The following is a 12906-nucleotide window of genomic DNA, read 5'->3' as shown; positions in this document are numbered from 1 at the left end:
GCAATCCTTAAGAAGTTGCTGCCGTGTGTGAAGGATTCGACAACCATTATGGCGCGGTGGTGTCCTTGGCCAAAAGTTGAGAGCCGGCACATGAGGTTCCGCCTCTAAGTTTTTGGAATCGTCGATGTTTGTGATGCGGTCCCGGTTCGATCAGGGAGCGCGCGTAGCGATAAAGGTGCAGGAAACGTGAAATCAGGCCGGGCGAGATACCGCTTCACCGGCGGGCGAGGCGGAGGGTCTTCGGGCCGGTCGCGATCGGCCGGCCGTGGCGGCATGCTCGGCGGATGGATCATTCTTCTGCTGCTTTCGATCGTCGCCTATTACGCCGACAAGCTGCCCGTGGGGGAGCGTGCCACAACCGGGGAGGCGCGTGGAGCGGCGTCCGCGAGCGACGGCGACAGTCTTCGCCTTGACGGCAAGCGCATTCGCATCGAGGGGATCGATGCGCCGGAACTCGACCAGAGCTGCGAGCGCGACGGCGAGACCTGGGATTGCGGCCGCCAGGCGCGCGAACGCCTGAGGGCGCTGATTTCCGCCGGCGATGTCCGCTGTCGTTTTCACGGACGCGATCGGTACGGCCGCGACCTCGGCACATGCGAAGCGGGCGGGCGGGACATTGGCCGTGAGATGGTGCTCTCCGGGTATGCGGTCAGCTATGGGCACTATCAAGCGGAAGAGGCACGGGCAGAGAAAGAGCGGCGCGGCATCTGGGTCGGCACGTTCACGACCCCGCAGGAATGGCGCCGCACGAATGACCATCCGGACGAGGGGCCGCATTTGGTCGATGGTTGGCTCGAGACCATCAGGCGCTGGCTGCTGGAGCGGCTGACCGCCTTGTTTGCGGGTATCGGCAATGCCTGAGAACGATGTCCCGGACCTGGAGCGGCTGAGAGCGGAAATTGCCGCCTGCCGCATCTGCCGCGACAGCCCGCTGCGTGGCGACGACGACCGTCTGCCGCATGAGCCGCGACCGGTCGCGGTGATCTCGACCACGGCACGCATCCTGATCGCCGGACAGGCGCCCGGGCTTCGGGTGCATGACAGCGGGTTGCCCTTCAACGATGCATCCGGCGATCGGCTCCGCCAATGGCTGGGGGTGGACCGCGAGAGCTTCTACGATCCGGCGAAATTCGCGATCGTGCCGATGGGCTTCTGCTTTCCCGGTTATGACGCCCATGGCAGCGACCTGCCGCCGCGTCGGGAATGCGCGCCGCTCTGGCGGCAGCGGGTGATGGATCAGATGCCGCAGGTCGAGCTGGTGCTGGCGATCGGGCATTATGCGCAGCGCTGGCACATCGGTCCGGAATGCCCGAAATCGATGACGGAGACGGTAAAGGACTGGCGGCGCTACGCGATGCGCAATGCGGATCCCGCCATTCTGCCGCTGCCGCATCCGAGCTGGCGCAACACCGGCTGGCTGAAGCGCAATCCCTGGTTCGAGGCCGATGTTCTGCCGTTCCTGCGGGAGCGGGTTCTTATGCTCACAACCTGAAACAATTTTCTTTATCTTCACCAATTTCGCGCTATAGAGGGAAAAATAATTCGAGAGGGACTTTCATGGACCGCCTAGACCGCAAAATCCTGCGCCTGTTGCAGGAGGATTCCACGCTGGCCGTTGCCGACCTTGCCAAGAAGGTGGGACTTTCGACCACGCCGTGCTGGCGGCGCATCCAGAAGATGGAAGAGGACGGCGTCATCCGCCGCCGTGTCGCCCTTCTCGATCCGGTGAAGATCAACACCAAGGTCACGGTGTTCGTGTCGATCCGCACAAACTCGCACTCGATGGAATGGCTTCGCCGCTTCTCCGAAGTGGTGTCCGAGTTTCCCGAGGTGGTCGAATTCTACCGCATGAGCGGCGACGTCGACTATCTTCTGCGCGTGGTCGTGCCTGACATTGCCGCCTACGACGCATTCTACAAGCGCATGATTGCCAAGATCGAGATCCGTGACGTCTCTTCTGCCTTCGCCATGGAGCAGATCAAGTACACGACCGAGCTTCCGCTCGATTACATGATGATCGACCAGGCGAAATCCGCCGAGGATTGAGGCGCCTGCGCTAGCGGGCTCAGTTTTGATCGAGACCAAGCCGCGCGAGCACCTTGTCGCTCTTAAGTTCGCGAACCGCGTCCTTGCCCGTCCAGCGGGCGGCGCGGTTTGCGCTTTCGGCCAGGCGCTCTGCGAGCGCCAGTGCAGGACCATGGCAGGCGGAATTGCGCTTGCCGATCTGTCGGAGCGCCCAGTTGACCGCCTTCTTCACGAAGTTCCGCTCGTCGGTTGCGTGCCGCTCGATCAGCGGCAACCAGTTCAGGAGCGTCGCGTCCGGTTCCTTCTTCAGGTGGACCGCAGCGGTCGCAATCATCGCGAAGGCGATGCGCCGGACGAATTCACGTTCGTCGGCCGCGAATTCCGGGATCAGTTCGCGCTCGAAGCGGGCGGCGATGAAAAGGTCGGCAACGGTGTCGACCACTTCCCACGAATTGCAATCGTCGCCCCAGCGGAGCGCCTCTTCCAGCGTCAGTTCTTTCGGGTCGGCGGTAAACGCGGCCAGGATGCGCGCCTCGCGGATGCCGGACTGCCAAAGCTTCAGCGCGCGGCGGTGATCCACCTTCACCTGCCGCGTCACCTTGTGCAGCTCGACATTGGAGAGCCCGAGGGCGGCTTCGGTGACGATGCCGAAGCGCGCCATGCCGGCGAGATTGTCTTCAGAGCCGAGCGACCGCAGGTGAGCGATGATCTCGTCTGCGGTCGAGGACGGGCCGAGGCTCATTTTTCGAGGCGGGCGAGTAACGAGGACGTATCCCAGCGGTTGCCGCCCATTTCCTGGACATCGCCGTAGAACTGGTCGACGAGAGCGGTCACCGGCAGCTTGGCACCGTTGCGGCGGGCCTCCGCCAGCACGATGTCGAGATCCTTGCGCATCCAGTCGACCGCAAAGCCGAAGTCGTACTTGCCGGCGTTCATCGTCTTGTGGCGGTTTTCCATCTGCCAGGAGCCGGCAGCACCCTTGGAGATGACGTCCACAACCTTCTCGATGTCGAGCCCGGCCTTCTTGCCGAAGTGGATGCCTTCGGCCAGTCCCTGGACGAGGCCGGCGATGCAGATCTGGTTGATCATCTTGGTGATCTGGCCGGCGCCGGCCGGGCCCATCAGGCCAACCATGCGGGCAAAGGCTTCGATGACCGGCTTGGCGCGATCGAAAGCCGGTTCATCGCCGCCGCACATGACGGTCAGTACGCCGTTTTCGGCGCCGGCCTGGCCGCCGGAGACCGGCGCATCGATGAAGTGAGCGGTGCGCGCCTTCGCTGCCGCATAGAGTTCGCGGGCGACTTCGGCCGAAGCGGTGGTGTTGTCGATGAAGACGGCGTCGGCCTTCAGCGTTTCGAAGGCGCCGTCCTTGCCGGTCGTTACCGAGCGCAGGTCGTCGTCATTGCCGACGCAAGAGAAGACGAACTCGGCGCCATCGGCGGCTTCGGCCGGTGTCCGCGCTGCGCGGCCGCCGAACTCGGCCGCCCATTTCTCGGCCTTGGCGAAGGTACGGTTGTAGACCGTCAGCTCGTGTCCGCCGCGGACCTTGAGGTGGCCGGCCATGGGATAGCCCATGACGCCGAGACCGATGAATGCGACCTTTGCCATTTTCCGAATACTCCCATTGCTTTCGCTTTGGTGTAGCCGATGGAACGGGAGCGGAAAAGAGTGCTGTTATGTGGCACAGGCCAGCAATGGTGACGAGGGTGGCGTTGGCAGTTGCGTACCGCGAGCAGTCACCAGGTGCCTCAACTGCCGAGAAAACCCGCCCGCCGTACATTCTGGTACACATCTGCGCTCGCCAAACACACGCCGTATACATGGAGCCGCTCTAATCCAGCGACGTTGGCCCCGAAGTTGAAGTCCAACGCGCCCTTCCAGGCACAGTTCGCTCAATTGCTAGGTCGTTCAAGCGCCGACTTCCAATCTGGAAAAGGTGTTTGTCAAACACATGCATGGCGGACCGTGAAGGGAAGCATTAGCGTCCGAAAAACCAATGAGGCCGGACTATGGACAAGAGTTTCTACGTAGGCGTTCTTGCCGCACTCTTCGCGGCCTTCGCCTTTTCGCTCAACTTCGTTGTGCCTTTCATCATCGGCGACTACTCCACCTTTGATTTTGCTCTTGTCCGTCATGTGGTCTCGGCTCTGGTCGGCCTCTGTATTCTGTTTTCGGATCGGGGGGTGATACAACACCTGACGCTCCGAAACTGGCTTTCAGCAATCTGGCTCGCCTTCATCGGCTACGTCGGCTACTTCCTGACGGTGACAGGAGCTGCCATCTTTGCTGGGCCGGTGATTGCTCCCGCCTTTCTCGGTTTGGTTCCGCTCGTTCTGATGGTGGTCGGCAACCAGCGGCAGGGATCGGTTTCATGGCAATCCCTGACGGTGCCTCTCATGCTGGTGCTGCTCGGTCTTGTTTTCGTCAATGGCACAGCGTTCACGGCAGAGGGACTGGAATCCGTCCGTTCCTTCTGGATCGGTGTTCCGCTGGCGCTTGCGGCGGTGGCATTGTGGGTCTGGTTTGCGATTGCCAATCAGGCCGCCTTGGCCGTCCGACCTGAAATGCCCTCCGGTGTGTGGTCCGCGCTTATCCTCGTTGGCGGAGGTATCTTGATGCTGGCCTTCTACCCGGCTGGAGCAGCGATGGGTCTCTTTCAGCTTCCAAAACTCGGTTTTGGGTGGCACGCCGCCGGCTCACTCTATCTTTGGGGTACATCCTTCGCGCTTCTGGCAACCGTATGCGGAGTGTGGGCGTGGAATGTCGCGTCTCGAACCTTGCCCGTTGCACTGGCCGCGCAATTGATCGTTTCGGAAACGGCATTTGGGGTCATCGGCGGTCTCGTCGTTCATGCTCGATGGCCGACCGCGATGGAAGCTGCAGGGATCGCAATCCTCATTGGCGGGGTCGTTCTGTCCGTCCGGATTTTCTACGAAAGGCAGTTTTCATTGGGCAAGACGGCGCTGGCGCACCAGTAAGGGCTCCGCGCCCGATCTTTGTCGGCGCCCAGTCGCTATGGGCCAAAAGGTGCGACTGGTGGCACCTGTTAGATAGCTCTCGAAAAGAGGGAAGGGCGCAAAGTGGGATGCGCCCTTTTCATGCGGTCATGCCGCGCCGCCTTCAGCGCCGCGGCACCCTATTTTTATCCTTACATAGCAGACGACTTAAGGAAGCTGCAGGTGATCAGGGCTTGAAGCGCGCGATCACCAGATGGCCGGCGATCGGCTCGCCTTCTTCCAGACGCACGGTGATGTCGCCGACTTCGACGATCTCGAAACCGGTGGCGGCCAGGCGGTTGCGCAGGTAGCTCTCGGCGTGGGCGAAGCGCTGGTGCGGGCCGACCATGAAATCGCGGCCGGCGAAGGTCTCGGTTGGCAGGGTCTCGCTGGAGAAGATCAGCAGGCCGCCGGGCACCATGTTGTCGACCGCGCCGAAAAACAGCGCTTCGAGCGCGCCCATGTAGGGAAGCACGTCGGTCGCAACGATCAGGTCGAAGGGCTCGTCGTCGTTGTCGTCGAGATAATCGACCGCTTCGGCGACGTAGAGCGTCTCGTAGAGATCCTTCTCATGGGCGATCTCGACCATGTTTTCGGAGAGGTCGATGCCGGTGATGTCGTCGGCCATGTCGCGGAGCGCGCCGCCGGTGAGGCCCGTGCCGCAGCCAAGATCGAGCACACGATCGAACGGGCCAAGCTCAAGCGCCTGCAGCCGCTGGCGCACGAGGAGCGGCACGCAGTAGCCGAGCTGGTCGACGAGCACGTTGTCGAACACTTCGGCATGCTGGTCGAAGAGGGTGGCGACATAGGCGTCAGGCGCCTTCACCGGCGTCTCGCCGCGTCCCATCGAGGCCAGGCGCACGGCAGCGCCGCCGTGGTCTTCCGGGTCGAGCGCCAGCACTTCGGCATAGGCATCGGCGGCGGCATCGAACTTGCCGGATTTTTCCAGGGAGAGGGCGCGGTTATAGGCTTCCGCCAGCGCTTCCTCGTCGATTTTCGTGCTCTTCTGGGTCATGGGCGCTTCTTACGTCCGCAGAGGCGCTTTGGCAATCGCCGTCGGCGATCGTTTACCGGAGCGGATTAATCGGTATCCGGACGACAAATAGGTTTTCATTGGCCTTTTGAACGAAAAACGGCGCCCTGCGACGCCGTCGGGATTTATCGGCGAGAGGAAAGGAGTCATCATCGCAAGCATAAGAAAAGACGGGAGGAACGCCGATGTCCGCCGAGCTCGGTCCGCTGATCATCAGTGCGGAGGTCAAGGAGCCGAAGGGCCCGCCGCTGCCGCAAACATCCCAGGAGCAGATCAACGCGGTCGTGCACTATTATCGCGGTGAAATGGGCCGTATGGCCGGCTGGCGCGACCGCATCGACCGAACCTCGAACTGGGCGATCACCGTGGTTGCGGCGCTGCTTTCGGTATCGCTGTCGACGCCGACGTCACATCACGGCGTGCTGCTCTTCGCGATGCTGCTGATTACGCTGCTGCTCTTGATCGAGGCGCGGCGTTACCGCTTCTTCGATGTCTATCGCGCCCGCGTGCGGCAGTTGGAACGCGGATACTTCGCGCAAATCCTGGCGCCGGACGGCGCGCCGAACTTCAATTGGGCGGCGGCGATCGCCAAGAGCCTGCGCAAGCCGGCATTTCTGATGACCTATCGCGAGGCGCTCTGTCGGCGGCTGCAGCGCAACTATTGCTGGATGTATCTGATCCTGCTGCTGGCCTGGGCGCTGAAGATCTCCTCGCCGAAGATGTCGGCCAATGGCGAACCCTTCGGGCATGTGCGGTCCTGGACCGATGTCGCCGAGAATGCCGCACTCGGCCCTTTGCCTGGCTGGCCGGTGGTCCTGGGCGTTCTGCTGTTCTATGCGCTTGTCCTTTACGGCTCGCTGCACAGGGAGCCGCGTGAAGGCGAACTGGCGCATGGCGAGGTGCATGTCTGAGAGCGCATCGGCTGCAGCGTCCGCAACGCTGAGCGATCGCGGTTATCAGGGCTTGCCGATCGCAACGCCGGTAGCCTGACCGAAGGCCACCTTAGGCTCCTCGGTTTCGATCGGCGGTTCAGTGCAGAATGAACTCGCCTTTGAGCGCGCGCCATTCCGTCGCCGAGATCAGCTTGCGATGCACATAGCGCACCGAATGCAGCGGTCCATCCAGCTTCTCTTCCCAGAATTTCAGGAAGCTGCGCATTTCCGGAAAGTCCGGTGCCAGGTCGTAGTGCTGCCACACATAGGTCTGGAGGAAGGTTGGATGATCCGGCATGTGGTAGAGGATCTGAGCGGTCGTCAGGCCGTAGCCCTTCAGTTGCAGTTCCATTTCGTTCGTCATTAGGACCTCACTTCTCGCAAAGGTTGGTCTCTATGATGAAACGCCCGATTTCTTAATCAAGGGCTAATATTTGCCCTGAAATGAAACTTTCGTAAGAAATAACAAAAGCTTGGCAGCATCTCACGGAGAGTGCTGCCAAGCTTTGCTCGTCGGTGATTTCCGGAATCAGCGCTTGAGGTGACGGGTTAGCCGCGCTTCCAGCATGCTCCAGATGTTGCGCAGGATCTCGACCATGATCAGGTAGAGAATGGCCGCCCAGATATACATCTGGAAGTCGAAGGTGCGGGAAAAGGCGTAACGGGTTTCGCCCATCAGGTCGAAGACGGTGACGATCGCGACGATCGCCGAGCCCTTGATCATCAGGATGATTTCATTGCCGTAGGGGCGCAGCGCCACGATCATCGCCTGCGGCAGGATGATCTTCCAGAAAGCGACGCGCTCGGGCAGGCCAAGGGCGGCGGCACCTTCACGCTGTCCGCGCGGCACGCTCCCGATTGCGCCACGCAGGATTTCCGCCTGGTAGGCTGCGGTGTTGAGCGTGAAGGCGAAGAGCGCGCAGTTCCACGCATCGCGGAAAAACCACCACAGGCCGACCGTTTCCAGCTGCGGGCGGAAACTGCCGAGGCCGTAATAGATCAGGAAGAGCTGCGCGAGCAGCGGCGTGCCGCGGAAAAAATAAACATAGCCGTAGGCGAGCCACGACCAGAGCTTGTTCTTCGACATGCGGGCAAACGCGATCGGCAGCGACAGAAGGGCGCCGAGGACGATCGAGATCGAGACCAGCATCAGCGTGACGCCGAGGCCGGAGAGGAAGCGCGGACCGTATTTCGCGAATTTCTCCGGGTCCCAGCCATTGACGACGGTCAGGAAGATGCCGACGCCAAGCGCCAGCCAGACGCCGAGCGCGACGCTGCCGACGAAGCGGGTCAGCGTATAGGGCCTTGGCGGAACCGGAGGCGGGGCCTGCGGCGGGATCATCGTTGCAACAGTGCTCATCGGCCCATCTCCGCACGTTTGGTCCAGCGTTCCAGGTTCGCAAAGACGATCGAGGAAATCATCGCGAGGATCAGGAAGAGCACGCAGGCGACACCATAGAATTCAAAGGCTTGCTTGGTAACGCGGGCGGCGACGCCGGTCTGGCGCAGGATGTCGGTCAGGCCCACCACCGAGACGAGGGCGGTGTCCTTGAGCAGCGCCATCCAGAGATTGCCGAGACCGGGCAGCGCGATGCGCACGAGCTGCGGCAGGATGATGAGGCGCATGGTCCTGCCGCGATGCAAACCAAGGGCATCGCCGGCCTCGTATTGTCCATGTGGAATGGCCTTGAAGGCTGAGAGCAGCACTTCGGAACAATAGGCGGAGAACACGACGCCGAGCGCGATCATGCCGGCGAAGAAGGCGTTGATCTCCACCGGCCCCTCGTAGCCGAGCGTCGCCAGCAGCTGCTGAACGAGGATCTGCAGGCCGTAATAGACGATGAAGAGCGTCAGCAGTTCGGGCAGGCCGCGGAAGATCGTCGTGTAGATGTTGGCGGCCAACCGTATGGTGCGCTCTTCGGACTGCTTTCCGAGAGCGATGAAAAAGCCGATCAGCAGGCCGACGGGCAGCGTCGCGATGGCAAGGCTCGCGGTAACCACGAAGCCGTAGGCGATATCGTCGCCCCAGCCTGTGTCGCCGCAGGCCAGCAAGGTGCCGGGCGCCAGCCAACGAAAGACCCCGACGGGGCCGCAGAATGGATCGACGATCGATCCGATCCAGGAAAGGATGGAATAGAAGCCGGCAAACAACCCGCTCATGTCAGAAGTTTCCCCTTTGCGCCGTTTTTGTGTGTATCGATCGCGCTTTGTTTTAGGCTCTTGTCAAACAAAAACGGCGGAAGGGCAAGCCGTCCGCCGTTGCATTTTTCGCATGAACTGACGTTTCTCCGGCATGATTCACTAGGAAATCGCGCCGGATCCCGTCAATCAGCTGCCATAAACGTCGAACGGGAAGTACTTTTCGTTGATTTCCTTGTACTTGCCGTTGGCGCGGATCGCTTCGATTGCCTTGTTGAACTTTTCGCGCAGCGCGTCGTCGCCCTTGCGCACGGCAATGCCGGCGCCTTCACCGTTGATGACGGGGTCGATCGGCAGCGTGCCGAGCAGCTTGCAGCAGGCGCCGTCTGTCGACTTCAGCCATTCGGAGAGCACGACGACGTCGTCGATGACGGCGTCGATACGGCCGTTGGCGATGTCGAGCTTGTATTCGTCAGCCGTCGGATAGAGCTTGATGTCGGCACCCTTCATATGCGCTTCGGCATAGTTGGAATGGGTGGTGGAGCCCTGCGCGCCGAGCGTCTTGCCCGCAAGCGCTGCCTCGGTCGCCTCGGTGATCGGCGAATCCTTCGGCACGACGATTGCCGGCGGCGTGTTGTAGTACTTGTTGGTAAAGTCCACCTTTTCCTTGCGCTCGGCAGTGATCGACATGGATGCGATGATGGCGTCGAACTTCTTGGCGATCAGCGCCGGAATGATGCCGTCCCAGTCCTGCGTGACGAAGGTGCATTCGGCCTTCATTTCCGTGCACAGTGCCTTGGCGATGTCGATGTCGAAGCCCGTCAGCGTGCCATCCGCTGCAAGGTTGTTGAAGGGCGGGTAGGCGCCTTCCGTGCCGATAACGACCTTTTCGCCGTCGGCCATGGCCGAGCCTGCCATGAGCACGAAAACGGCAGCCGATGCGGCGGCTGCCAGCCGCTTGGAAATACGCATGATAGTCCTCTCTGTTGGCCGACATCCGGTTTTTTGTTTTTCACGGATGCCAATTTCTGCCGGAGCGTTTGCCTCCGGTTGCGGCGATATTCGTACTCTTTTCCTGTAAAAATCAACAGGAAAGCGAAGGTGCTCACCGGGAAAAGGATTTCGACCGCAGATTGTGGTGGCGGGTCGCGCAATGAACATGAACGGTGCGTTCAGCGCCGGTTAATCTTGCCTCCGCTAGCCCTTATCAAGGAACCGGCGCGTGGCTCGGGCATTGCACTTGACGGCGCGTGTCGTTGGCAACACAAAAAAGCCGGAACCTTGGGTCAAGGCCCCGTGAGTATTCGCGTTCGCACCCATTCTTAGCCGTGTCATATGCTGGGAAGAGGATGCGGGACCAGGACCTCCCAAGAAGAGGAAGGAAGACAAATGTCGATTCGATCCAAACTGTTTGCAACCGTCGCGCTGCCGGTGCTGTCGGTGTCCGTCGCGGTTCCGCCCGCTGTCGCCGACAACCTGATGAAGCCATTCGAGGTTGCACAGGAGGGCGGCGGTCAGTCTGAGGAAGAGCTGCTGCTGCAGAAGCAGCGCCAGGCTGAAGAAGAGGCAGCACGCCAGGCGGCCGAACAGCAGAAGGCTGCGGAAGAAGAGGCCGCGCGCCAGGCTGCCGAGCAACAAAAGGCTGCTGAGGAAGAAGCCGCGCGCCAGGCTGCTGAACAACAGAAGGCCGCTGAGGAAGAAGCTGCCCGCCAGGCTGCAGAACAACAGAAGGCCGCTGAAGAAGAAGCCGCTCGCCAGGCCGCTGAACAGCAGAAGGCTGCCGAGGAAGAGGCTGCCCGTGCAGCCGCTGAACAGCAGAAGGCTGCTGAGGAAGAGGCTACCCGCCAGGCTGCCGAACAACAGAAAGCTGCTGAAGAAGAAGCTGCGCGCCAGGCGGCTGAGCAGCAGAAGGCCGCTGACGAGCAGAAGGCTGAGGAAGAGCAGAAGGCCGCCGAAGAGCAACAGAAAGCCGCTGAACAGCAGAAGGCTGCAGAAGACGAAGCTGCCCGCCAGGCTGCCGAACAGCAGAAGGCAGCTGAAGAACAGCAGAAAGCTGCGGAGCAGGCTCAGCCCGGTACCTGCGTCGTACCGGAAGGTCAGGATGCATCGACCGCATGCCCGCCGGAAGGCGGCAAGGCAGCCGAACAGCCTGCGACCACCGAAGAGCAGAAGGCCGGCGAGCAGCCGCCCGTGACCGAAGAGCAGAAGGCAGGCGAACAGCCCGCGCCGACCGAAACGGCGCCGGGCACGGAGCCGCAACCCCAGACTGGCGAAGGCCAGCTTGTACCGGGCACGGAGCAACCGCAGACCGGCGAGGGCCAGCCTGTGCCTGGCACCGAGCAGCCGCAGACCGGCGAAGGTCAACCCGTCCCGGGGACCGAGCAGCCGGCGACCGCCGAGCAGCAGCCGCAGGTGCAGCAGCCGGTTCCGGAAGTGGTCGACACCCGCACCGAAGAAGAAAAGGTGAAGATCGCCGAAGACCCGGCGGCGACCGACGAGACCGTCGTTCTGCCGGTTGAAAACGGTGCGGCCGTGCTCGACAGCGACAAGGACGCCGACAATGCCGGCGGCAACCAGGCGCGCGAAGAGCGCCAGAAGCTGCGCGAGGAGCTGCGCGCCAAGGAAGAAGACGCGCCGGCGCCGGCAGACGATGCCGCATCCCAGGCTGCCATCACCGCCGAGACCCCGGCCGACCTGACGCAGAAGATTGAGGCGAACCTCAACGAAAAGGGCACGCGCGTCGATGAGGCGCCGGTCTTCGTGGTTCCGGAGACGACCAACATCGTCAACAACACCGTCATCAACAACACGGTGATCAACAACAACACGACCGTCAACAACGTCACCAACAACATCACCGAGGTGAAGGTCGTCGAGCAGGTCGACAATCGGGTCATCCTCGGCGTCGGCGACCAGATCTTCGTGCGTGGCGACGATCGTCCGCGCCTGCGCCACGATGCGGAAGAGACCTATTACGACGAACTTCCGCGCGGCCGCACCCGCGAAACCATCCTGCGTCCGGGCGGCTACAGGATCGTCACCGTCTACAACCGTTACGGCGACATCCTGCAGCGCTCGCGCGTTGACCGTGACGGCAACGAATACCTGATGATCTACGCGCCCGAGCGTGACGAAGGTCCGCGTCCGGCGATCATCGACGTCGGCTACGAACTGCCGCCGATGCGCCTGCGCATCCCGGTGAGTGATTATATTGCCGACGTTTCCGACGACCCGGACCGTGACTACTACGAGTTCCTGGCCGAGCCGCCGGTCGAGCGTGTCGAGCGCGTCTACACGATGGACGAGGTGCGTCATTCGGCCCGCCTGCGCGACAAGGTTCGCCGTATCGATCTCGATACGATCACCTTCCCGACGGGCAGCGCCGAAGTGTCGATGTCGCAGGCGAAAACCATGCGCAAGGTCGCGGCCGCAATGGAGAAGGTTCTGGCGAAGGATCCGGGTGAAACCTTCTTCATCGAAGGCCACACTGATGCCGTCGGCTCGGACCGCTCGAACCTCGTGCTTTCGGATAAGCGCGCCGAATCGGTCGCATCGCTGCTGACCGAGGTCTACGGCATTCCGCCGGAAAACCTTGTGACCCAGGGCTACGGCGAGCGCTTCCTCAAGGTGCGGACTGAGGAGGCCGAACAGCAGAACCGCCGCGTCACCATTCGCCGCGTCACGCCGCTGGTCCGTCCGGTCGCGCAGCGCTAACAAAGTCGCCCAGCGCTGATCAAAGTCGCACAGCGCTGATCAAGCTTCGGGCAGGAATGTCCGAATA

13 protein-coding genes are annotated in these 12906 nt (G+C 61.9%); 6 read left to right on the top strand and 7 right to left on the bottom strand.

All coding sequences use genetic code 11. The features are described 5' to 3' along the window. Nucleotides 1-186 precede the first annotated feature (186 nt). The 3 genes from ACN9MO_RS08490 to ACN9MO_RS08480 all read left to right on the top strand — a co-directional run bounded on the left by ACN9MO_RS08490 (nt 187) and on the right by ACN9MO_RS08480 (nt 2046). Nucleotides 187-861, top strand: a complete 675-nt coding sequence (locus tag ACN9MO_RS08490; protein ID WP_244495557.1) for a thermonuclease family protein — start codon at nt 187-189, stop codon at nt 859-861. Further along, nucleotides 854-1492: a uracil-DNA glycosylase family protein gene (locus tag ACN9MO_RS08485; protein WP_057248833.1), complete on the top strand. Its 639-nt coding sequence runs from the start codon at nt 854-856 to the stop codon at nt 1490-1492. The genes ACN9MO_RS08490 and ACN9MO_RS08485 overlap by 8 nt, the downstream gene beginning before the upstream one ends. Nucleotides 1493-1557: 65 nt before the next feature. After that, on the top strand, nt 1558-2046 hold the full coding sequence (locus ACN9MO_RS08480; protein WP_057248834.1) for an Lrp/AsnC family transcriptional regulator: 489 nt from the start codon (nt 1558-1560) through the stop codon (nt 2044-2046). 19 nt (nt 2047-2065) lie between these two features. Here ACN9MO_RS08480 and ACN9MO_RS08475 read toward each other — a convergent pair whose 3' ends face one another. Together ACN9MO_RS08475 and ACN9MO_RS08470 are read right to left on the bottom strand one after the other, a co-directional pair. Then, nucleotides 2066-2767, bottom strand: a complete 702-nt coding sequence (locus ACN9MO_RS08475; protein ID WP_057248835.1) for a DNA alkylation repair protein — start codon at nt 2765-2767, stop codon at nt 2066-2068. After that, the gene (locus tag ACN9MO_RS08470; RefSeq protein ID WP_057248836.1) at nt 2764-3633 is read right to left on the bottom strand and encodes an NAD(P)-dependent oxidoreductase; all 870 of its coding nucleotides are present in this window, start codon (nt 3631-3633) and stop codon (nt 2764-2766) included. The genes ACN9MO_RS08475 and ACN9MO_RS08470 overlap by 4 nt, the downstream gene beginning before the upstream one ends. Nucleotides 3634-4034: 401 nt before the next feature. On the opposite strand from ACN9MO_RS08470, the gene ACN9MO_RS08465 reads away from it, so the two are divergent. Continuing rightward, complete coding sequence (locus tag ACN9MO_RS08465) at nt 4035-5003, top strand: DMT family transporter (RefSeq protein ID WP_057248837.1); 969 nt, start codon at nt 4035-4037, stop codon at nt 5001-5003. A 205-nt stretch (nt 5004-5208) separates the two neighbouring features. Here the strand turns inward: ACN9MO_RS08465 and ACN9MO_RS08460 are convergent, their stop codons facing one another. Next, the gene (locus tag ACN9MO_RS08460) at nt 5209-6036 is read right to left on the bottom strand and encodes a class I SAM-dependent DNA methyltransferase (RefSeq protein WP_057248838.1); all 828 of its coding nucleotides are present in this window, start codon (nt 6034-6036) and stop codon (nt 5209-5211) included. Between the two features lie 203 nt (nt 6037-6239). On the opposite strand from ACN9MO_RS08460, the gene ACN9MO_RS08455 reads away from it, so the two are divergent. Beyond that, nucleotides 6240-6965 carry a DUF2270 domain-containing protein gene (locus ACN9MO_RS08455; protein ID WP_057248839.1) on the top strand — a complete coding sequence of 242 codons (726 nt, stop codon included), beginning with the start codon at nt 6240-6242 and terminating at the stop codon, nt 6963-6965. A gap of 118 nt (nt 6966-7083) precedes the next feature. Here ACN9MO_RS08455 and ACN9MO_RS08450 read toward each other — a convergent pair whose 3' ends face one another. The 4 genes from ACN9MO_RS08450 to ACN9MO_RS08435 form a co-directional block, all read right to left on the bottom strand. Then, nucleotides 7084-7350: an usg protein gene (locus tag ACN9MO_RS08450; protein WP_057248840.1), complete on the bottom strand. Its 267-nt coding sequence runs from the start codon at nt 7348-7350 to the stop codon at nt 7084-7086. Between the two features lie 165 nt (nt 7351-7515). Beyond that, a complete protein-coding gene (locus tag ACN9MO_RS08445; protein WP_057248841.1) occupies nt 7516-8346 on the bottom strand; it encodes an ABC transporter permease in 831 nt (276 codons plus the stop codon). After that, nucleotides 8343-9146, bottom strand: a complete 804-nt coding sequence (locus tag ACN9MO_RS08440) for an ABC transporter permease (RefSeq protein ID WP_057248842.1) — start codon at nt 9144-9146, stop codon at nt 8343-8345. The genes ACN9MO_RS08445 and ACN9MO_RS08440 overlap by 4 nt, the downstream gene beginning before the upstream one ends. Nucleotides 9147-9314: 168 nt before the next feature. Beyond that, nucleotides 9315-10097, bottom strand: coding sequence for an ABC transporter substrate-binding protein (locus ACN9MO_RS08435; RefSeq protein WP_057248843.1), 783 nt, complete (start codon nt 10095-10097; stop codon nt 9315-9317). A 417-nt stretch (nt 10098-10514) separates the two neighbouring features. Here ACN9MO_RS08435 and ACN9MO_RS08430 point away from each other — a divergent pair, with 417 nt between their 5' ends. Beyond that, nucleotides 10515-12839 carry an OmpA family protein gene (locus ACN9MO_RS08430; protein ID WP_057248844.1) on the top strand — a complete coding sequence of 775 codons (2325 nt, stop codon included), beginning with the start codon at nt 10515-10517 and terminating at the stop codon, nt 12837-12839. Nucleotides 12840-12906 lie beyond the last annotated feature (67 nt).

The organism is Ensifer sp. R-19, assembly GCF_049905105.1.
GTDB lineage: Bacteria > Pseudomonadota > Alphaproteobacteria > Rhizobiales > Rhizobiaceae > Ensifer.
The sequence above is the reverse complement of the archived record's forward strand: the minus strand, read 5'-3'. Positions and strand labels throughout refer to the sequence as shown.